Origin of the sequence: Pseudovibrio japonicus, from assembly GCF_014651595.1 — a bacterium.
Classification (GTDB): domain Bacteria; phylum Pseudomonadota; class Alphaproteobacteria; order Rhizobiales; family Stappiaceae; genus Pseudovibrio; species Pseudovibrio japonicus.
The window spans coordinates 178,396-199,670 of record NZ_BMXE01000005.1; the positions used below are offsets into that span (position 1 = coordinate 178,396).

Sequence of the window (21,275 nt, forward strand, 5' to 3'; positions counted from 1 at the left end):
GAACTAGGGGTTAAGCGCTAATGGTACTGTTTGATACGGATCTCAACCCGGTTCCTGAGGGGACACAGTCTGGCTTTATCAAGACGGAAGACAATGTGAAAATCCGTTGGGCACGCTGGGCTCCGACCGGGTCTCCGTTAAAGGGGACCGTGACCATTGTTCAGGGCCGGACCGAGTTTATTGAGAAATATTTTGAAGTTGTTGAGGAATTGCGGTCCCGCGGTTTCTTTGTGGTGGCTTTTGATCTGCGCGGGCAGGGTGGTTCTGAGCGACTGCTAAAGAATGAGCGCCGTGGTCACGTTGAAAGTTTTGATGAATTCGCGCTTGATCTGCACGCTGTGCTCGACAATGTGGCGCTCTCCGACTGTCCGGGTCCCCATTTTCTGTTGGGGCACTCAACTGGTGGTGCTGTGGTCATGCATGCAAACCGGCGTTTGAAGACGAAGATTGACCGGGCTGTGTTAACAGCGCCTCTCGTTAGTCTGGCTATGAAGGGCCGTCTGTTCAAGATGGCGGGAGCGCTTGCAAAATCGCTCGTCTGGGTCGGTATGGGGAACGCTTTTGTTCCTGGTGGTAATGACAAGATCCTTTTGGATTACGATGGTAACACGCTGACGTCTGACCCTGACCGTTTCAAGCGTATGAACGCAATTCTGGAATCCGCGCCTCAGTTGGGGCTGGGTTCTCCAACTGTGAGCTGGTTTCGCGCTATGGGCTTGGCCACGGAGCGTTTCAGAGAACCGGAATTCCAGATTGAATTCGGGGTGCCTTCGTTGGTCATTGGAGCCGGGAATGATCAGATTGTTTCCACGGATGATGCCGAGGAACTCTGTCGTTCCTGTCCAGGCATGAGCTTCTTGGAGATTCGAGGATCCCGCCACGAGATTTTGATGGAGCGAGATCCATATCGCGAGCAGTTCTGGGCTGCGTTTGACGCATTTATACCCGGAAGTGCGGATTAGGCAGCAGCGCTGGCCAATTTGGTGAGGAGCTCGTCGTGGAGGTGCTTGTCGCCTGTCGCTACGACCTGACCGCCGTCCGCTGCGTTGCCGCCTGTCCAGTTGGTGACAAACCCACCAGCGCCTTCAATGATCGGGATCAGGGCAAGGATGTCATAGGTGTTCATGCCGGATTCGATAACCGCATCAAAGCCTGCTGCTGCGACCATGGCGTAGCCGTAGCAGTCTGTGCTGTAGCGGGTAAGGCGGGCTTCTGAGCAGATGGTGTCCCAAACAGGACGTTCGCTTTCAGTGAATAAGGCTGGCTCGGTGGTGGTGATGACTGCTTCTGACAGGGATGCGCAGCTGCGGGTTTTAAGTGCGCGTTCACCCAGAGGGCCACTGATGAAGGCTTCGTCGCAATTGCCCCAGAAACGCTCTCTGGTATAGGGCTGGCTCATGATGCCCTGAACGGCTTTGCCGTTGGTTTTAAGGCCGATCAATGTGCCCCACAGTGGTGTGCCGCAGATGAAAGAGCGGGTGCCGTCGACGGGGTCGAGAACCCAGACGTTTTCTGCGTTGTCGCGGGTCTTGCCGTATTCCTCACCGATAATCCCATGGTCGGGGCGCTCTGCTTCCAGAACTGCGCGAATAGCCTCTTCTGCTGATCGGTCAGCGATTGTAACCGGGTCGAAACCTGCCTCCAGTTTGTTCACGACTTCGTAGCCGCTGCGGAAATGCTGCATGGTCTTGGCGTCTGCCGCGTCAGCAAGTTTGTGAAGAAAAGCGTAGTCAGGATTGGAAGAGGTCATATCAAGTCATCCGGTAGGAGCAGTCGATCGCCTGCGCACAATAGTCGGGATTTTGAAAAGTGCAAATGCGTTGGGCGGTTAGCTCCAACTTAATTCACGATGTCTTATATTGTGCCAGGGCGGCAAGGCCTGCGACCTACCGCTCGTTGGCCTCTGGTAATTCATAGAAACAGCGATAATCCGTGAAAAATCGGGGTGTGGTCATCAAGATACAAACTGGCCAATTCGTCTAGGATCAACCCAAGTGTTTCGCTGAGCGCTTGACGTTTTTGCGACGCGGTGCGAGCTTTGTTGCAGCGCGACATTCGATGTCTGCGCCGCCCTTCGCGAAAAAGGGCGCTCCTCCCTAGACTAAAGGCCGCCTCCCGGATGAGCGCGGCCTTTTTTTTGTTTGGCTGATGCTGTTCTCCGTCGTAGGAAGGGGCCCGTGACAGGGGAGGTTATTGGTGCCGAATTATTTTGAAAGTCCGTTCAAAGGGATACCGCTCCGAGAGCAGGTGTCCAACCCCAATATTATTGTCGGGAAGCATTCCTATTATTCCGGGTATTATCACGGTCATAGTTTTGAATCGTGTGCCCGATACCTGCGCTCCGATGTGGAGGTGCAAGATAAGCTGATTATCGGTTCTTATTGCTCTATCGGCTCTGGTGCTGTGTTTATGATGGCCGGAAATCAGGGGCACCGCGCAGACTGGGCTTCAACATTTCCATTTCACTACTTTGATGAGGATACGTTTGCAGGTGCTCAGGATGGTTTCAGGCCATCTGGTTCAACCTCAATAGGCAATGATGTCTGGATCGGGTCAGAAGCCATGGTTATGCCGGGGGTGCGCATTGGTGATGGAGCGTTGATCGGCAGCCGTGCGGTGGTGACGAAAGATGTGCCAGCGTATGCCGTTGTTGCTGGTAATCCGGCCAAGGTGGTGCGCTCCCGCTTTTCTGAAGGTCAGGTTCAGATGCTTCTGGAGATGAAGTGGTGGGATTGGTCTGATGACGTTCTGAAAGATGCTATACCGCTGTTGTGCTCGTCTGACATCGAGAGGCTTTACGACTACTGGCTTGGGTTCTGAGGGGGATAGGGCAGCAGATTATTCTGCTGCCAGTGTTTCTCTCGTGAAGGTTTCTGTGACCATTTCTACAAGCGCAGTCAGGAAGACCAGAAGATCTTCACGCAAGTCATGAAAACCTGAATGCGGGTGGTGTGTGTGCTCATCCATGTAGAGCGCCCGGTTGATCTCGACCTGAAGGGCGTGCACACCGCGTTCCGGTTTGCCGTAGTTTTCTGTAATGTAGCCGCCGGCATAAGGACGGTTCAGGGTGACGTTGTAGCCCATGTTTTGCAAGATACCGACGGCGCAGGACGAGAGCCAGCTGGAACAGCTGGTGCCGAAGCGGTCTCCAATGACGAAGTCTGCTTTAGGATCGTGGTTCTTATTCGAGTTTGCGGACGGCATTGAGTGGCAGTCGACGAGGACCGCGAGACCAAACCGGTCCTGCACGTTGTTCAACAAGCTACGCAGGGCGTTGTGATAGGGTTTATAGACCTTCTCGATGCGGTCCAGACCTTCTTCTGCCGGAATGCGCGTGCGGTAGATCTCTCTGCGCTCTCCAACGATGCGTGCGATGGTTCCAAGACCTCCTGCAACGCGCAGAGAGCGCGAATTGATGTGCTTGGGGAGTTTGCCCTCAAACATTCTGGGATCTAACTCGTAGGCTTCTCTGTTCACGTCAAGATAGGCCCGCGGGAAGTTTGCCTTCAGGACAGGTGCACCGAGTTGCTCAACGTCCTTGATGAGCAGATCAACAAAGGCGTCCTCGCTTTGCCTGATCTGTGTGGTGTCTAGACGTGATGCCTGAAGGAACGAGGACAGGTATGCCCGCCCGGAATGGGGGCTGTTGAAGACAAATGGGACAGAGTGTTCATCTGGGGAGAGGACCTCAAAAGCGGGTACCTGATCTCCGGCGCCTTGCGTCTGACTGTAGTTCGCTATGGCTTTAATCTGATGATCTTCCAAAACTGACACAGAGCCAACATTCCTTAATTGCCGCAATTCTCACCAGTATAGAGCCAGATCTACGTATGGGCCAGACTTTAGAACGTGAGCTTGTGAAATAGGCAAGAGAGACCGAAGATTTTGCTCAGGCGTGACAGGGAGGTCGCAGTGGGCCTTCATTTGACGCAGAAGTCTCTTTAGAAGTGAACCTGTTTCATTTGCCCCTATTGTTTTGACTGGTATTCCCGAGTAGCTTCCTGAACCTAACAGCGTACGGTATTCGGAATCTGTCGGATTGCGAGGGGGAGTGCGTCTGACATATTCTATTGATTTACGGGGCCGCTCTAGTAGGGGACCCTCGTCGTTGCACCTGGAGTTTTAAGGTTGTCGAACATGTCTCGAATTCTGCTCGCGGAAGACGATAATGACATGCGCCAGTTCTTGTCCAAGGCACTTGAGAAGGCTGGGCACACTGTTGTTTCCTTTGATAATGGAAAGAGCGCATACGAACGTATTTGCGAAGAGCCCTTTGCCCTCTTGCTGACTGACATTGTGATGCCAGAGATGGATGGCATTGAGTTAGCTCGCAAAGCTACTCAGCTGGATCCGGACCTCAAGGTCATGTTTATCACAGGATTTGCTGCTGTTGCGCTTAATCCTGATTCCAAGGCGCCTCAGGATGCAAAGGTACTTTCCAAGCCCTTTCACTTGAAGGATTTGGTGCGCGAAGTGGAAAAAATGCTCATTTAGTTAGTTTTTAGGGCTGAATGTGGAAAGAGACCGCAAATTTCCATTTTTGGACTTGCACGTTCTCCAAATTCCACTTATACGCCTCTCCACCGCAGCGTTAAACCGCTGACGGACGAGCTTCTTAGAAAGTTTCGGGCGTGTAGCTCAGCGGGAGAGCACTACGTTGACATCGTAGGGGTCACAAGTTCGATCCTTGTCACGCCCACCATTTTTCGTCGGTTAACATCTTAGATGTATACCCGGCGGAGCGGGCCCTGACTTCAGGTCCTGCGCCGCTTCGTAAGAATGCAGCGCGGCGAAGTCAAAGGCTGTACACTGGAGGCGCTTTGCGCCTCTTTTCACTGGCGGATCGTGGTACTTCAGGATCCCTAAGTTATTGTCCCTAACCGGGGGTAGGATAATGAAGATTAAGAACTCTCTTAAGGCACTCATGGGCCGCCATCGTGACAACCAGATGGTACGTCGCAAGGGTCGCGTTTACATCATCAACAAAAAGAACCCACGCTTTAAAGCGCGTCAGGGTTAAGTTTGTTGCGCTGAGTTGACTCAAACCAGCGCGAAAAACCCTTGGTTCTAAGAGTTGCGAGCCGCATGGCAAAAGTGAGATGCTTTTGCCATGCGGTTTTTTTTGTTTGCTCGCTCAAATAGCTCCGTTTGTGGTGCATTGACGCCTAAGCAGCTTCGGCTCGCCGGGTTCTCCGGAGGGGGATCTTCGTCACGACATACTAACAGGCTCAAGCATCCAGCAAGGCTTTGTAGTGCTACTTTGCTCTCCTGCTTGTTGTTGCTTTCTCTCGGCATCGGGCAGGTAGTCGCCTCTGAAGATGGGTGGGCCGCTAAGGTGACCCAGGCGCTGCAAACTGCGCGGGGGTTGCCCGATGGGCATCCCAAGTTGAGTACGGGGCCTGAGGTGGCTCTTGAGGGGCCTGCGGGAGGTCCTGCTCAGATCGGTCGGTCTATTCCCGACCGTGACGTTCCTGCTCACTACACGCGCCAAGAACTTCTGGACGCGCTGTTCCTTGAACTAAGGGATGCTGATAGTCTTAGGAATGCTCAGGCGATCTCCAGGCGTATTCATAGCCTCTTCATGCAGTCTGGTAGTCATACGCTTGATTTGCTCATGATGCGTGTTGGCACGGCCATCGATAATAAAGATTACGGTCTGGCGCTTGATTTGCTGGATGCGGTTGTTCGGCTTGATCCGGATTATGTTGAAGGGTGGAACCGCCGGGCGACTGTGCATTTCATGAAAGAAGATCTGGGACGCTCACTTGCGGATATTGAGCAGGTGTTGCGGATTGAGCCGCGCCATTTTCCTGCACTCTCAGGTTTTGGCATGATCCTGAGGCAGGCAGGGGAGGATGAAAAGGCGCTGGAGGTGTTCCAGCATGTGCTGAGCATCTATCCATTGCTGGAGAATGCTCAGGACGCTGTCACAAGTCTTCGTGAGGAGCTGTGGGGGCAATATCACTAAGCGTTGTTGATGTAGGGAGCCTGTGCTCATCCAGAAGGCGATCTGCGGCTCTCGTTATTCCAGCGTGATATTCTGCGTAGTTTGCAACCGTGAGCGACAGACCCTTTGCTAGGGTGTAGAGGATGAAGGCGTCATCATCTGCCTGCTCTTTGGTACGCTCCCTGTGGGCTTCCATAATGACATCTGCGATCTTGAGCATGACCTGCGGTATGAGGCCTTTCCCGACTGCGGATATAACCTGCTCACCCATCTGTACCAGTTCAGCTCCATGGCCAGAGTTTCTTATAAGCTCCACGTGCTGACCGATAATGATGTCGAGCGCATATAGGATGCGAGATTTGGGGTCGTTGGTCTTTTCGGAGAGAATTTCAAGCGCCTGAAGAGCGACCTCTTCAGAGTACTCTGCGATTATGGTCTGGAAGAGCTCTTCTTTGTTTCTAAACTTCTTGTAGAGCGATTGGCGTGAGAGACCGACGGCGCTTGCAATGTCTCCGACGGAGGTTTTGCGAAAGCCATATTGTGCAAAAACAGTCAGCGCTTTCTTTTTATCAAAGTTTATTTTCATGTCTGCCTAGTTGACGAATATAGGCGATATTGTCAACTTCACCGCGCGGTTCTGGGGTGCCGCCTATTGAAGAAAGTAATGAGTACAGCGAACAAGAGCGACCCGGTATGCAGCTGGACTGCAACTGAAGCGCCTTCTTTTGAAGGAGTAAGACTTAAATTATAACAGGAGGTAACCAAGGGATTGGTTTTGAGGCAGGTGGTGAGGGGCTCCTCGGTATTGCCGATCTCTGGCGCTTGTTGTTCAGTGATTTCCGTCTGACCGATGACAAAAAAAGCCCGTGATGCGAGATCACGGGCTTTTAATAATTTTTGCGGTTCCGTTTGGCGATTTATGCTTCTGCAGAGCCTACGAACGCGATGCGCAGCATATTTGTGGAACCTGGGGTGCCGAATGGAACACCTGCGGAAACCAGAATACGCTGGCCTGGCTTTGCGAAGCCTTCGGTGTTTGCAAGAGCACATGCACGATCGATGAGGTCTTCTTCAGTCGCTGCATCCTGATTGGCAACACAGTGCAGGCCCCAACCGATGGTCAGGCGGCGAACTGTGGAGATTTCAGGAGAGAACGCAATGATTGGGGTTGCAGGGCGCTCGCGAGCTGCACGCAGTGCTGTGCCGCCAGATGCGGTGTAGGAAACGATCGCCGCCAGATCCAGCGTTTCAGCGACCTGGTGAGCTGCTGCGGTGATTGCGTCAGCGCCGGTTGCTTCTGGTTCTGTACGCTGAGCGTGGATGATGGAACGGTAGTTCTCGTCCTGCTCAACTTCGATTGCGATTTTGTCCATGGTCGCAACAGCTTCTGTCGGGAAGTCACCGGCTGCAGATTCTGCGGAGAGCATAACTGCATCAGCACCTTCGAATACCGCAGTCGCCACGTCAGAAACTTCTGCGCGGGTTGGTACCGGAGAGGTGATCATGCTTTCCAGCATCTGCGTTGCAACAACAACTGGCTTACCAGCTTTGCGGCATGCGCGGATCATGCGCTTTTGGAGGCCAGGCACCTTTTCGAGCGGCATTTCAACGCCTAGGTCACCACGAGCGACCATGATTGCGTCGGACAGTTCGATGATCTCTGAGAGACGATCAATTGCCTGTGGCTTCTCGATTTTTGCCAGAACCCCAACGCGGCCCTGAGTGATGTTGCGCACTTCGATGAGATCTTCCGGACGCTGCACGAAGGACAGTGCGATCCAGTCAACTTTTTCATCGAGAGCGGCCAGCAGGTCTGCGTGGTCTTTTTCGGTCAGTGCGCCAACCGGGATTTCTGTATCAGGCACAGAAACGCCCTTACGGTTGGAGATGGTACCGCCGACTTCAACAGTGGTGACGCAGCGCTTTGCGGAGGCTTCTGTCACGCGCAGGCTGATTTTGCCGTCGTCTACGAGGAGACGGTGGCCAACTTCAAGGCTGCTGAGAATTTCAGGGTGTGGGAGGTGAACGCGGGTTGCGTCACCTGGGGTGTCATTTGCGTCTACAACGAAGCTTGCGCCATTTTCGAGGACTGGCTTTGCGTCCTCTGCAAAAGTACCAACGCGCAGTTTAGGGCCCTGCAGGTCGGCTAGAATGCCGATTGGACGACCTACTTCCGCTTCTACTTCGCGGATGCGACCAACCAGATTGTTGAGGACTTCGTGGGAGGAGTGGCTCATGTTGATGCGGAAAACATCTGCACCTGCGAGCCATAGCTTCTTGATGGCTTCTTTATCGGAAGACGCCGGGCCGAGAGTTGCTAGAATTTTGACCCGTCTGTTACGCTTCATCGTCCACCTGTTCCTTGCTCTACCGGCTCCGTCAGCTGGACTGTCCAGCTGCTTTGCTCACCTGTGTCTATTTCAAAGAAACCCGTGCGCTCATAACCGCGAGCGACACAGTCTTCTATCCCGCGAATGGTGAATTTCTTTTGACGTACACACATATACGCCTTGCCATCCCATTCGCCTTTCTGATCCGTTTGTACTGCGTACAAGTAATAGTAGCGTGACGGCAAATCACCGGACACCAGTGTGTCGCAGGTGTTTTGATTGATGGTCCACCATCCTTCGGTGATCCACTCAGCGCCATCGCGATAGCCTACAGCGATGTTGACTGTGCTTTCGGTCTTATTACATGCGCGAAAGTCTGCTCTTGCAGAGGGGACCTGCAAAAAGCTGAGAACTCCAAAAGCGACACAGGCAATTGCCAGTGTATTTTGTCGCAAAAGATTAATTACGGCTGATGCAAAGTCGTTTTTGGATGTTTTCATAACAGTCATATGTACAGCTACAAACGGCAGTTTAATGCGTTCAGTTTATGCCCTTGTCAACGTTGTCCAGCCGACGGCTGAAGCGTTTTGGAGCACGACTAGAGGATAATGCAGGTTGTTCCGAGTGAAGAACGTCGCCCAAACTCACCATTGGCCATATAAAAACGGCAGGATGATGGAATGGCTTAAACCCGACATGTCATGCTTTGGTTGCGTCACCCTAATTCTGGATGAATGTGGATGACCCCCGTTAACATTTGAAATATGACCCAAAAGCCGGATCTTACTTCTAGGAACCCGAATATCTTTATTGGCCTGAGTTCTGCATGGAATCAAGCGAAAAGCCAAAAAACCCTGTCACCTCCCACAGTTCCTCGTGTTTTACATGAGGTTTTTTGAAAGTGATGCCAAAGAGATAAACAGTATTTGGGGTAGATATTCGGATTTGGAAGCGTCAGGTCAAGGACTTGGGTATCAACAGAACCCGTTTTCTGCAGACGCGTGCCAAGTTATTTCTTCAAACTGCGACACTTTGCCAGACAATGAACAGGGCAATTGTTCCGCTGAATGGAAGCGTTGGACTTGTCATCTTAAATTACTGATTGAAATCTTCCGGTTAGAATATCTGTATTCTGATATATTTAGCGGGGTGATTTGTCGCGCCGAATTATCCTTGGACAATTGTGAGTATATGGGCATCTATGTAGCGATGCGTAAGTAGTGGCGCCTATCTGTGCGGCGGGCCGTCGTGCAATCTTGGATCCTTGTGCCGGGTAATGGGTACTCATGCAATCTTGCTTGGATGAAATTTTGTCGGGCTTGTGCCAGCGGATTGTGCGTCAATTGAGGCACCTGTTTTATATTCCCATTGAAATTTATTCTTCCCCCAGAACCTGTGAAGCATGCCGAAAAGCAGCGGTCAACGGTTGACCCATCTGCTTAGTTCTGGCAGCAAGACTGTAAGGTTAATTGGTGTTTCGCACGAACGTAAGGTGGATTTCACATGGCAGATGCCGGTGGTGTAGCAGCAGACCAGCTGCGTGCATTTATTGAACGTATTGAACGTCTGGAAGAAGAGAAAAAGGTTATCGCAGACGACATCAAGGATGTTTATGCGGAAGCCAAGGGCAACGGCTTCGACGTGAAAGTTATGCGTAAGATCGTTTCACTTCGTAAGCGTAAGCCGCATGAGCGTGAGGAAGAAGAAGCAATCCTTGACCTTTACCTGCATGCTCTTGGCATGTCTGGTCCGGTTATGGAAGAAGCGTAACGCTTCTGCTTATTCCTAAGAGATTGAAAAAGGCTCCTTACTCCGGTGAGGGGCCTTTTTTGTGTCTGTGGGATGCTTTGTTCGGTCGTTGTTCGTTCCACCTTGAAAGCAGGGGCCGGCTTCTATGAAGAGAGCTTTAGGGCCGGTGCCAGCGCCTTCTGGAAATCCCAGCGTCCCCACATGATTGCAAGGATCAAGGCGGCAAGCGAAATCGAGATGAGGAACGCGAAAGGTTCTCCTGTCGTCAAACTTGCAGCTCCAAGGAGCGTTGCGGCGATGCCTGAGTAAGCTGCGAAGCTTTGCTTGAAGGCTGCCAAAGTGACAGAGACGGTTTCGGTACATGAAAAAATGAAGGCGTTTGAGAACGTTTCAAAATAGGCGCGGGCAATCGAGAGTATGGCAAACAGCAGGGGAATCAGGAGCCAATGTTGCGCACTGAATTCCAGGGTGAGAGTAAGGCTCGCAAATGCGATAGCGCTCAGGATGCAGGCGGCCATCAGGTGATTTTGCGGGAACTCTACGACAGCCAGTTTCTGCCTGACGATTGCGAGGTTGTAGATGATCGCTCCGATTGCCGATGCTGATAAGGACAGGGATAACAGAGACTTGGGAACTCCGTAGAAGTTAAATGTATAGGGCAACAGGTTGGAGAACGTGAGTGACAACCCCGAGACTAAGAGGATGCAGCTGCCGAATCCTGCGAGGAATATAGTTGGGATCTGCTGTGGTTCTGGGATTTTTGCGCTGAAGCCCGGTGATGGGGTTCTGCGAGATAGGGGGTACTTCAGAAGGCTGAGGATTGCGAGGCAGCAAAGGCCGAAGCTGAGCACGAAGACTGCTTGCTCGCCAAAATAGACAGCAAATACTCCGCCGATCGCGGGTACGACAACCTTTGAAAGTGTATTAATGAGGTTGAGAAGTGCGGCAAATTGAGCTTTTTGGCTCTGGCTTACGGATTGTGCCTCTCCTGCGATCAGTGGTTGGAAGAACCCGATGCTGAGCGAGCGAATAAGCAGCAAAGGTAGCAGCGTGCTGAGCGTATCTGCCCAGATCAGGCCGAGTGTGCAAAGTGCGCGTATGATGGTGGTTGCTATCAAGAGATGGTTGGCATTGAAGCGATTGACGCACCTAGCGATGAAGCCGTTTAGTAGGGCCTGCGGTGCGAGCATTGAAATAGAAACCAAGGCAACGCTAATGGCTGAGAATTCCAGCTCATAGCCTACATACGTCATGATACTGATTAGATCGATCCAGGCACTGATACTCAGGAAGGTGACGATCAGTAGGAGAGATTTGTTCTTCATAGAAATCCTAAGCGTGAAAATGGCTGCAATAGACCGTCGCTAACTCGATGAATCTCATCATTATGCATCAGAACAAATGATGAACAAGGTTATGAGTCGAGAGGATGGTCTTGCGCGAAGGATGCGTGAAGATTTTTAAGGCGGGTTGTTGGTCTGACAGATCGGGGGCTATCTACAGGTAGCGCCGCGTGTTTCGGGCGAAGGCCTCAGAATGTTTGGAGAGTGGTGCTTTAAAGCGTCAATCTATTGGTGCCGTCCAGCATGCACAGGCTAACCGGCTCATTGAATAGGATGAAATATTCTACGGGTAAAACCCAGTCGTATTTGCAGATCTTCTTATCTGGACGAGACCTTGATTTCGCCAGTGTAAATCGAATCCAACCACGCGATGGCTGGGCCGCGCTTAATTCGCTTGCTGATTGGGCGATAAGACGTCTTTGTCAAAGAGTCTTTTAGGATCGATGTTACTGACGCCATCAGGACCGTCAGTTGGTTCTGGTCTGGATGCTGCATTGTGATGGTGCGGCGGTTGTTTGCGGTCCATGTTGGATCCAGCATCAGCACTGCATTGGCTTGCGGGGCGGAATGGAAGCCGACTAAGTCAGCTCCCGTAATCGGAGCTCTGGCGACGACGGTCTGTGGAGCAGTTTTCGGCTCGGGCAACAGGTCAGGCAGGCGTTGTTCAACAAATGGGGCCTGCGCTGTAAGCGCAGACTTTTTGTTGAACTTGCTCTGTGCCTGATCCGCTCCAGTATTCGAAGAGGCGTAGGCCAGCTGCGTGTTTATGAGAGGTCGCAGGCTGTCTGGTGTTTGCTCGCCGGTTGCTGCGATGATTGCGGCAATACCGTCTTTGGGTGTTTCAACCTTTTGCGGCATGAGCGGAGTGCGTCGTGGTGCAATAGGTGTGGCCGCCGGCAAAGCGGCGACCTCTATTATTTGTTCTGGCTTAATGCGAGGGCGAGCTGACGCAAATAGCGTTTGCTCGGTTGCTAATGGTGCAGCCTCAGTCTCAGCCGTCGGTTTTGTGTAGGGTGTTAGCGCAGCAAGAGTGGTTGGTGAAGCAGCTTCCGGCACTGGGCTTACGGCTGGCTGAGATGCCAGAAGTGCCACTTTAGGCTGCGGAATTGCATTAAACTCTATTGCTGCCAGACGCTTGGGGTCTTTCTCGGCTACGCTTGGTGCCTTGGAGATCGGAGTTGGTGCTGGTTTGCTCGTTTCTTTTTTACCAGAGTTGCCGAACAGGCGAGAGAAGAAACCTCCACCGCTTTTGGAGGAGCTCGCTACGCTGGATGAACGGCCTGAATCTCTTTTCTTGATAGCAGCAAGCGTCTGCTTATAGCGTGCCATTGGTTTCCCGTCGGATGGGATGTGAATGGTATCGCCTTTTGGAAAGACTTTTTTCAGCTGGGCGCGGGTCATCCGTGGCCAGTGGCGTACAGAGCCGGTGTCCAAGTGAACAAACGGTGTGTTCGAGCGCGGATAGTATCCAACGCCGCCAACATGTTGCTTCAGACCAAGTGCGCGCAACTTGGCTGTGCTTACGCCTGGAATGAAGAAATCGATTGCACGGCCTTGGGTGTGTTGGCTGTTTTTAGCCACACCGCTGGACCGTGAACGGAGCATATTGTTGGTTTTGGGTGAGCGGTACGCCGAGACAACGTTGATGTACTTGTTTGAACCGGTCTTCTGATAAACTTCCCAAAGCAAGTCGAAGAGTTCCGGGTCCATCTTTGTTGGCTCTTTTTGGCGCCAATCCCGAAGGAAGTTGTTGAGCTTACGAAGGCCGGCTTTGTCATAGCGACCGTTCCGTTTGAAGGTAATTTCTGCCCGTTCTTTTGTGTGGGTGAAATACAGCTTGAGCGTGCGTGTGCTCGCGCTAGCTGAAGCGATTGAGGTGAGGGAGAAGGCACAAAAAACAGCTGCTACCAGCAAAGAAATGCCTGGCAGACGTTTACCAAAGTCCGAGCGCCCGAATGCAACTATGTCACGCAATTGAATCTCGCTTTCGCGTTATTTGGCTACTACCTTACCCAAGAGCCCCACCTCTTTTGTTTAGTGCGGGCAAGGTTAACGAGGCTTTACTTTAGTGACAATTAGCGCGAACTAGTGGCAGCCCGGCAACAATCGCAGTTTTTTGCCAGAATCTGCTATTTACCTGCGACAAATGCGCGCGAATCCGCACGCATAAGTCGATATCTCACTGTGGATACATGTGAATAGTGACAATTTTAGAGACTTAGGGCGTCGATGGTCGCTTGATTGTGGCCATAGATATCCGGACGTCTCTGCAGCTTGCCGCCTTCATCCACAAAGGCAGTGAAGTAGGAGAGGTGCACTGGAATATCCCTTTGCAGATTCACCTGTGTTTGCTTCTTGCCGACCAGAGAACGGATGTAATTGCCAGTGATGGTGTTCTGCGTTGCCATCAGTGCATCTGCAAATTCGAACGGGTTTTGCACGCGGACACAGCCATGGGAAAAGGCGCGCTCAGAGCGGTTGAACAGCGACTTTGAAGGTGTGTCATGCAAGTATACATTGTGCTTGTTCGGGAACATGAACTTGATTTTGCCAAGTGCGTTGCCACGTCCCGGACGCTGACGGATACGGATCTGCTTAAAGGTGACTGCATCCCAGTTCACCCGGCGTGGATCAACAATCTTGCCGCCGTATACGATCTCGTAGTTGCCTTTTTGCAGGTAGCTTTGCGGGTTGGTTGCCCGGAGCTCCGGCAGAAGTTCCTTGGATGCGATGGAGTATGGAACGTTCCAATATGGGTTTACGACCACATGCTGCATCTTGTCGGAGAATACCGGCGTCTGATTAGAGCGTTTGCCAACCACAACGCGGGTTTCATAAAGAACGAAGCCATCCATGTTCAGGCGAACCATGAACTCTGGGATGTTTACCCGCAAGTGGGTCTCGCCCAGATCACGGGGCATCCAGCGCCAGCGCTCCATGTTGGCGATGACATCTTTAATCGGGTCACCGCTGACACGGCCATTGAGGGCGAGTAGGGTCCGTGGGCCGACGGCGCCATCCGGGTGCAAACCGTTTGCAGCCTGGAAGGCCTCGACCGCATACGCCAGATCCTGCGTGTAGACGTTTGCCTGGTACTCCACGGTTGGAACGCCAAGGCGTTCGCGAAGCAGGGCAACGCGGGAGCTTTTTGTGCCGATCTTAAGAACTTTGCCGGATGGAATGACGACCTGCTTCTCTAGATCCCCATTCTGAGTTTGCTCGCGTAGCAACGCGAGTTGTTCTTTCAGTGCTTTGTACTCAGGATGCTGCGGGTTGAAAGCTGCAAGAACTTTTGCCGGGGCAACCGAGCGCGCGACAGATGCCAGCGCTTCAATCGGATCCGGTCTTTCCGGGCGAAGGGTAATATCCTTGGAGATTGAAGACGGGCTGACACGACCTGCCTGCGCATCCTCTGCGTATTTGAGGATCGAATGGGTCAGCTCAAGCTCAGCAACTGCGATTTGTTCAGGTGTCGCCTTGCCATCTGCGTTGAAGTTAGCTGCCAGAACCGGGTAGTCGGCGGAGCGTAAACCTTCTTCATCGGCGGATTGCAGAGTTTCCATAACAGCAAGGGCGCTGGTGGTCAGTTTGCCTTTCACGATCCAGGCTGGCTGGAAGCTTCTGTTTTCGTAAAACAGCTTTGCAGCGGCGGCCTCGCGTTTTGCGTGAAAATTCCGCGGGCGAAGCTTTTTGCTGAATGCTTGTTGAATTTCCTGAGCAACAGGGTTGCCCAGGGCAAGGTTTACTTGCTCAAACTGCGCGTCAAAATTGTCAGGAATCGCTGCTTGTGCAGAGTACACAGTTGATGAAAGCGCAAAAACTGCCCCTGCGAGCAATACTGATGTGCTCGTTCTACCAAACATTTATGACTACCCACCTGATAACTCTTTGATCTTTCACGACGTAAGAAGAACGCCTTGAAATCACAGAGTGTTGTTTTGCCCAAACTTATATTTATTACGCATATACACTAATGCGTCTGAGATAGCACGGCAGCGCAATGTTTTAAATTCAAGGTTTAGTGATTTTAACTTAAACCCACGGGTTTTTGTTGGTTGCTGTGCTTAATCGATTTCATGTGGCACGCTCCAACGCCTATCGGAGCGAGCCTTTTGTGCAGCTAACCAGAACCCAAAGGTATTGAGCCTTAGTGCGCTGCCTTTTGTGCTGGCGTTTCTTCCAGACCGTATTCTTTTAGTTTGCGATAGAGCGTTGAGCGCCCAATTCCCAAACGCCTTGCCACCTCGGTCATACGGCCCCCGTAATGAGAGATTGCTGTGCGGATCATCTCTTCCTCCACGCTGGTCAGCGTGCGCACATGACCTTCGCCATCTAGGGAGCGCATGTATCCAAAGGGAGGTTGTTCCGCATCGAAGGCTGAAACGGCTTCGACCTGAAGAAATTGCTCGTCCTGCTGTTCCTCCCATTTACTCGCCACACCTAGGGATGAAGAATAGACGTCAGTCTGCGGTTCTTTATTTCCGACAGGCGGTGCTGCCACATAACTCATTGGCGTATCAGTCGCTTGAGCTATTTGCGGGAAGTCTTCGCATGTCAGGCTTGGACCATCGCACAGGACAACGGCGCGGAATACTGCGTTTTCAAGCTGGCGAATGTTGCCAGGCCAGTCATAACTCCTAAGCATATTGATTGTGTCAGAAGTGATGCCCGTGACTTGAGGTTTGCTTTCTTCTGCAGCAAATCGCGCAAGAAAATGGCGTGTTAACTCGGGGATATCCTCACTACGATCTCGGAGGGGAGGGACCCAGATCGGGAAGACATTGAGGCGGTAGTAGAGGTCTTCGCGAAACTTACCGTCTTTCACCTGGTCGATCAGGCGTCGATTGGTTGCGGAGATCAGACGGAAGTCTACTTTTACCGGTTTGCGTGCTCCGACTGGGTCCACTTCGCCCTCCTGCAAAGCGCGGAGAAGTTTGACCTGAACCTCAAGTGGCAGTTCTCCGACTTCATCAAGGAACAGAGTGCCGCCGTTGGCCTCCTGGAATTTGCCAATGTGCTTTTCGACAGCACCGGTGAACGCGCCTTTCTCGTGGCCAAAGAGAATGGATTCCACCAAGTGGTCTGGAATAGCGCCGCAGTTTACGGTGACGAATGGTTTGGACCGCCGTTCACTGGAACCTTGAATGGCGCGCGCGATAAGCTCCTTTCCAACGCCGGACTCGCCTTCGATCAGGATTGGAATATTGGAGGAGGCGGCTCGTTCGCCCAGTCGCAATACACGATCCATGGGTTCGGATCGGGTGATGATATTATTGAAGGTGAGGGTGCCGTCAGCGTGTTTGTGGAGGCGAATGAGTTCGCCTTCCAACGCGGCAACCTTGAGCAGGTTTGTGATGGAGACCTGCAACCGTTCTGGCCGACAGGGCTTTACGACGAAGTCCTGCGCTCCGGCCCGCATGGCCTCAATGACCGTTGCGATGCTGCCATTCGATGTCTGAACAATGACAGGGACTGCATTTTTGGCAGCGCGTGTTTCTTTGAGAACCTGAAACCCGTCTACTGAGGGCATCATTAGATCAAGGATCACCAAGTCAATTTCTGACTGCGCCTTGCCTGTCAGGATTTCCAGTGCTTCGCGGCCATCAACGCAGCTCTTGGTGCGATATCCGAACTGCTTTACGGCGGCTTCCAGCAAGCGACGTTGGACCGGATCATCGTCGACGATCAAAATGCGCTGCGCCATGGAATTCCCTTCAAATTGACTGGAGAGTAATGCATAGTGTGCCAATTCAGGTCATCCTGCACGCAATTTGGTAAACAAATTGCCCACTTCAATTTGGGGATCTTGCAAAAAGACACCATTGCATGTGGAAGGATTGGACGCATATTAAAACAGTGTGCTGCAGAACTGGTTTTGCGCACTTCAGGTTCTTTTTTTGGCGCAATGCCAACCCATAATCGGACGCTCATATGACACTCAAGTACGTCACTCCTTCTTCCATCGCCTATCAAAGCGCTGATGCAGCCACGGCAGAGTCTGCCCTTGGTGATCTTCCGGAGTGGGATCTTTCTGTTTTCTATAGCTCTATTGACGATCCGGAGATTGATCGGGATATGGCGCGGGCGAAAGATCTGGCTGAGCAGTTCGAGAGTGATTGCAAGGGCAAACTTGCAGAGATTGCAGCGCGTTCTGGCGATGAGCTTGCGACGGTTGTTCGTCGCTATGAAGAGCTTGAAGACCTGATGGGCCGCATTGGTTCATTTGCAGGTCTCGCTTATACCTACCTCACCACTGATCCAGCTCGCCAGAAGTTCTATGGTGATGTGCAGGAGAAGCTGACGACGGCAAGCCTGCATATGCTGTTCTTCTCGCTTGAGATGAACAAGATTGAAGATGAAGTGCTGGAACAAGCACTTGCCTCTGAGCAGCTTGCCCACTACCGCCCATGGCTGGAAGACCTGCGCAAAGAGCGGCCTCATGAACGTAGTGAGGAAATTGAACAGCTGTTCCATGAAAAGCATGTGAGCGGTGCTGCTGCGTGGAACCGGCTGTTTGACGAAACGATTTCCTGTTCTCGCTACGAAATTGATGGTGAAGAGCTTTCCATTGAGCAAACGCTGAACTTGCTGCAGGGTCCTGACGGTGAAATGCGTGAGAAGGCTGCTGCGGCACTCTCCAAAACGTTCGCCGAGAACTTGAGTATCTTCACGCTGATCATCAACACACTGGCGAAAGATAAAGACACCTACGATCGCTGGCATAACTTTGATGATATTGCCGACAGCCGCCACCTTGCCAACCGTGTGGAGCGCGAAGTTGTTGATGCGCTCGTGGATGCGGTTAGAGCGGCTTATCCGCGCCTGTCGCACCGCTACTATGCGATGAAAGCCAAGTGGCTTGGTGTTGAGAAAATGAAGTTCTGGGACCGAAACGCACCACTGCCGCAGGCGGATACCCGCGATATTCCATGGGCTGAAGCGAAGAGCACGGTTCTGGATGCTTATTCAAAGTTTTCGCCAGAGCTTTCGGAGATTGCAGAGCAGTTTTTCGACAAAAACTGGATTGATGCCGCTGCGCGTCCAGGTAAGTCGCCAGGTGCGTTTTCTCACCCAACTGTGCCAAGTGCACATCCGTTTGTGCTGATCAACTATCAAGGCAAAATTCGTGATGTGATGACGCTGGCGCATGAGCTTGGCCATGGGGTGCATCAGGTTCTGGCCGCACCAAATGGCGCATTGATGGCACCAACACCGCTGACGTTGGCCGAGACGGCTTCCGTGTTTGGTGAGATGCTAACCTTCAAGGATTTGCTGGCGAAAGCGGAGAGTGCAGAAAAGCGCCAGATTATGCTGGCTGCCAAAGTGGAAGACATGCTGAACACAGTTGTGCGTCAGATTGCGTTTTACACTTTCGAGCGTCAGTTGCATGAACTGCGTAAGGAAGGTGAGCTGACTGCTGAGCAGATCTCCGCAATCTGGATGGGTATTCAGGAAGAAAGCCTTGGTGATGCGATTGATCTGGAGGGTGGTTATGAGAATTTCTGGACCTATATTCCGCACTTCATCCATTCCCCGTTCTATGTCTACGCCTATGCCTTTGGTGATTGTCTGGTAAACTCGCTCTATGCGGTTTACGAGGAAGCGGAGGAAGGCTTCCAGCAGAAGTACTTTGACCTTCTGAAAGCAGGCGGCACCAAACACCACAGCGAACTGCTGGCTCCATTCGGCCTAGACGCAACAGACCCTGCCTTCTGGCAGAAAGGTCTGGCAGTAATCGAGCGCTTTATTGATGAGCTTGAAGAGATGGACAAGGCGTAAGTTATACGCAGCTTGAGTTTTTCAAGGCGGGAGCTTCGTGCTCTCGCCTTTTTTGTTGGTATCCCGGATCTATGACTTTTCCCAAGCAAACTTACATTTCCAATAAGAAGTTAGAGGCGCGAGCGCAGACGTTTCGTTTTAGAGTTGGGGTATACTGATGAGGTTAGGGGCAGCTCATGCGCAAATGGTTGGTAATGCTTGCAGTAGCGTTATTTGTGAGCTCGTGTGGGGCGCATAAGCCTATCATCTTTCAATCAACCCTAGATAAATTCCCGATTGATGCGACCAAGAATTATCTGGTTTGGCCGTATGATAGTGTCGGTGGAGATATGGCTGCGGTGTTTTGTAGGGTCCAGGCCTCGGGTGTGTTCCAAGACTGCAGGCACGAAGACAAGAATGATATCAATAGACTGAATTTCAAGGTATTTGATGGTTTGCTTGGGTCTTATCGGACTATTTTCAAGAATAACGATGAATACTTCTTGATCTCTTATGCAGAGGCTACGCGCACTGGTGAGTATGCATTTGTCCATGGAGAATCTGAAATTGCTCAACCACGGCGAATTCTTAGGTTCGGTAACTCCACATTTGTAGGAGATTTCAAGCCGGGAGCAGTGACTGTTATCCCTTATGGGTGGGAGAACCGACGTAGCGCTGCTGGGATAAAACGCACTGTTGAAGCAGGTTTAAGGCAGGCCTTCGGCCCACGAGCGGATGTGTTGACCGTTGAGGTCGCTCGTAAAGTTCCAATTAATTGTACTGTGAAGAATCTGGGTTTCTTGAAGGGAACAGATACGCGATGTGAATTGAAATGAAACAAGCAATTTGGTCTTTGAGGAGGCTGTATGGGGACCTACAGGATACTATTTTTGATCGGAGTCTTTACTCTTAGCGCTTGCGGAACAGGCGCTGAGACAGAAGAAATGATATCTGATGCTGATTTGCAGAACTGGGAGTTGTTTGAAAAAGCTTGCATTCTATTGAAGCCAGAAGAGCGTGAGAGTTTCCTCATGGCGGAGGGATGGCAGCTGGTCCCTTCATCTGCAGGGGCTGAGCTCCCGTTTATGCCAATCGGAGAAAGTCGTCGTTTCAATCTAGAGAATGCAAAGGTTTACCGCTCTGGAAGTGATGGCGGTGTTTTGATTACTGGAGATTTTCAGTCGGCAGATGCGACAGAGGCCTCTCCAGCTTGCTCATATGCAGTAAATGTTCAGTACAGCTCTGCTAAGTTTTTCGATGAAAACGTTAAGAAGTACGTCTTTCAGACCTACAAAAGGGATGCAGACAGCTACTCAAGGAGTATCAATGTATCTGGAGGCGTGACCCGAACCAGTTGGCTCGGTGAAGCAGTATCAGCCTCCGACGGCAAGAAGTCTATTGACGTTGCTGGTGTCAGCTACATTCCGGATGCACGCGGAGATCTGGAACCGTCACTTATCCTGCGCGTTAACAAATAGTCAGCGGTGTTGGTCTATCAGAATTGGATTTCCATCTGGATCGATTACCGTGAAGCTTGCTGGGCCTGATGTGGTTTCATCTGCTTCTGGTCCGTGAACCTCGATGCCATCGGCTTTCAAACGTTTTTGGAGGTCCCTCACATCGGTGAAGTCATTGAGGGCTTGTGCTTGCTGATCCCAGCCCGGGTTGAATGTGAGCGTGTTTTTCTCGAACATTCCCTGAAACAGACCGATGACTGTCACATCGTTCTTCATGATGGCCCAGCCAGCTGCGCCGTCACAGGCTGGATCGCACGTGAAGCCGAGCTTTTGGTAGAACGCGATTGAAGCTTTGATGTCTTTGACCGCCAAGCTGATTGAAAATGCGCCCAGTTGCATGTGACTTCCCCCTTAAGAATCACAGTGAAACATCCCAGAGACAGCATAAAGCAAGTTTTGCTGCGCTCAAGTTGGACAGATCTTGTATCGCTATTGGCTCGTGTTTTATTGTGATGATTTAATTGAAAATAGAAGATGTTTTTTTCGGGTAATGAAGAAAAATTCATCGCGTACATAGCGACGCTAAATTCTCCAAAAAAACGCGTTTTTTCGGTATTTCTGGGGCTTTCTGGCATTGTTCTGGAGGGCCTGTCCTGCTACATGCTGCGACAGAATTGTAACGCATACGAGG

Annotated in this window: 19 protein-coding genes and 1 tRNA gene; 10 read left to right on the forward strand and 10 right to left on the reverse strand. The window is 51.7% G+C overall.

What is annotated here, in order from left to right; translation table 11 throughout:
• The first annotated feature begins 20 nt into the window (after positions 1–20).
• Positions 21–962 carry an alpha/beta hydrolase gene (locus IE076_RS15055; RefSeq protein ID WP_189437613.1) on the forward strand — a complete coding sequence of 314 codons (942 nt, stop codon included), beginning with the start codon at positions 21–23 and terminating at the stop codon, positions 960–962.
• Here the strand turns inward: IE076_RS15055 and hisN are convergent.
• Positions 959–1,750, reverse strand: a complete 792-nt coding sequence (gene hisN / locus IE076_RS15060) for a histidinol-phosphatase (RefSeq protein ID WP_189437614.1) — start codon at positions 1,748–1,750, stop codon at positions 959–961. The genes IE076_RS15055 and hisN overlap by 4 nt on opposite strands.
• A gap of 446 nt (positions 1,751–2,196) precedes the next feature.
• Here hisN and catB point away from each other — a divergent pair, with 446 nt between their 5' ends.
• A complete protein-coding gene (gene catB, locus IE076_RS15065; protein ID WP_189437615.1) occupies positions 2,197–2,820 on the forward strand; it encodes a type B chloramphenicol O-acetyltransferase in 624 nt (207 codons plus the stop codon).
• Between the two features lie 18 nt (positions 2,821–2,838).
• On the opposite strand, the gene IE076_RS15070 is transcribed toward catB, so the two are convergent.
• Positions 2,839–3,741 (reverse strand): N-formylglutamate amidohydrolase, encoded by a 903-nt coding sequence (locus IE076_RS15070; RefSeq protein WP_189437734.1) that lies wholly within the window; start codon positions 3,739–3,741, stop codon positions 2,839–2,841.
• 396 nt (positions 3,742–4,137) lie between these two features.
• Here IE076_RS15070 and cpdR point away from each other — a divergent pair, with 396 nt between their 5' ends.
• The 4 genes from cpdR (at position 4,138) to IE076_RS15090 (ending at position 5,968) form a co-directional block, all read left to right on the forward strand.
• Positions 4,138–4,494, forward strand: coding sequence for a cell cycle two-component system response regulator CpdR (gene cpdR, locus IE076_RS15075; RefSeq protein ID WP_054662725.1), 357 nt, complete (start codon positions 4,138–4,140; stop codon positions 4,492–4,494).
• Between the two features lie 133 nt (positions 4,495–4,627).
• Positions 4,628–4,702 (forward strand) — tRNA-Val (locus IE076_RS15080).
• Positions 4,703–4,894: 192 nt separating this feature from the next.
• Complete coding sequence (gene ykgO / locus IE076_RS15085) at positions 4,895–5,020, forward strand: type B 50S ribosomal protein L36 (protein WP_054662728.1); 126 nt, start codon at positions 4,895–4,897, stop codon at positions 5,018–5,020.
• A gap of 252 nt (positions 5,021–5,272) precedes the next feature.
• Complete coding sequence (locus IE076_RS15090; RefSeq protein ID WP_209009150.1) at positions 5,273–5,968, forward strand: tetratricopeptide repeat protein; 696 nt, start codon at positions 5,273–5,275, stop codon at positions 5,966–5,968.
• Here IE076_RS15090 and IE076_RS15095 read toward each other — a convergent pair.
• The 3 genes from IE076_RS15095 to IE076_RS15105 all read right to left on the reverse strand — a co-directional run bounded on the left by IE076_RS15095 (position 5,928) and on the right by IE076_RS15105 (position 8,786).
• On the reverse strand, positions 5,928–6,533 hold the full coding sequence (locus IE076_RS15095) for a TetR/AcrR family transcriptional regulator (RefSeq protein WP_189437616.1): 606 nt from the start codon (positions 6,531–6,533) through the stop codon (positions 5,928–5,930). The genes IE076_RS15090 and IE076_RS15095 overlap by 41 nt on opposite strands.
• Positions 6,534–6,864: 331 nt before the next feature.
• The gene (gene pyk, locus IE076_RS15100) at positions 6,865–8,295 is read right to left on the reverse strand and encodes a pyruvate kinase (RefSeq protein WP_189437617.1); all 1,431 of its coding nucleotides are present in this window, start codon (positions 8,293–8,295) and stop codon (positions 6,865–6,867) included.
• Positions 8,292–8,786 (reverse strand): DUF1036 domain-containing protein, encoded by a 495-nt coding sequence (locus IE076_RS15105; protein ID WP_189437618.1) that lies wholly within the window; start codon positions 8,784–8,786, stop codon positions 8,292–8,294. The genes pyk and IE076_RS15105 overlap by 4 nt, the downstream gene beginning before the upstream one ends.
• Positions 8,787–9,780: 994 nt before the next feature.
• Between IE076_RS15105 and IE076_RS15110 the strand changes: the two genes are divergently transcribed.
• Positions 9,781–10,047 carry a DUF2312 domain-containing protein gene (locus IE076_RS15110; RefSeq protein WP_054662737.1) on the forward strand — a complete coding sequence of 89 codons (267 nt, stop codon included), beginning with the start codon at positions 9,781–9,783 and terminating at the stop codon, positions 10,045–10,047.
• Between the two features lie 122 nt (positions 10,048–10,169).
• Here the strand turns inward: IE076_RS15110 and IE076_RS15115 are convergent, their stop codons facing one another.
• From IE076_RS15115 to IE076_RS15130, 4 genes are all read right to left on the reverse strand, one after another.
• A complete protein-coding gene (locus IE076_RS15115; protein WP_189437619.1) occupies positions 10,170–11,351 on the reverse strand; it encodes an MFS transporter in 1,182 nt (393 codons plus the stop codon).
• A 336-nt stretch (positions 11,352–11,687) separates the two neighbouring features.
• A complete protein-coding gene (gene mepK / locus IE076_RS15120) occupies positions 11,688–13,343 on the reverse strand; it encodes a peptidoglycan L,D-endopeptidase MepK (RefSeq protein ID WP_244649691.1) in 1,656 nt (551 codons plus the stop codon).
• A gap of 236 nt (positions 13,344–13,579) precedes the next feature.
• Entirely contained in the window at positions 13,580–15,232 is a 1,653-nt protein-coding gene (locus IE076_RS15125; RefSeq protein ID WP_209009151.1) for a L,D-transpeptidase family protein, read from the reverse strand.
• Positions 15,233–15,516: 284 nt separating this feature from the next.
• Entirely contained in the window at positions 15,517–17,073 is a 1,557-nt protein-coding gene (locus IE076_RS15130) for a sigma-54-dependent transcriptional regulator (RefSeq protein WP_189437620.1), read from the reverse strand.
• A 227-nt stretch (positions 17,074–17,300) separates the two neighbouring features.
• On the opposite strand from IE076_RS15130, the gene IE076_RS15135 reads away from it, so the two are divergent.
• The 3 genes from IE076_RS15135 (at position 17,301) to IE076_RS15145 (ending at position 20,605) form a co-directional block, all read left to right on the forward strand.
• Entirely contained in the window at positions 17,301–19,148 is a 1,848-nt protein-coding gene (locus tag IE076_RS15135; RefSeq protein WP_189437621.1) for a M3 family oligoendopeptidase, read from the forward strand.
• A gap of 176 nt (positions 19,149–19,324) precedes the next feature.
• Positions 19,325–19,963, forward strand: coding sequence for a hypothetical protein (locus IE076_RS15140; RefSeq protein WP_189437622.1), 639 nt, complete (start codon positions 19,325–19,327; stop codon positions 19,961–19,963).
• Positions 19,964–20,071: 108 nt separating this feature from the next.
• Positions 20,072–20,605 (forward strand): hypothetical protein, encoded by a 534-nt coding sequence (locus IE076_RS15145; protein ID WP_189437623.1) that lies wholly within the window; start codon positions 20,072–20,074, stop codon positions 20,603–20,605.
• Here IE076_RS15145 and IE076_RS15150 read toward each other — a convergent pair whose 3' ends face one another.
• Complete coding sequence (locus IE076_RS15150; protein ID WP_189437624.1) at positions 20,606–20,983, reverse strand: VOC family protein; 378 nt, start codon at positions 20,981–20,983, stop codon at positions 20,606–20,608.
• Positions 20,984–21,275: the final 292 nt, after the last annotated feature.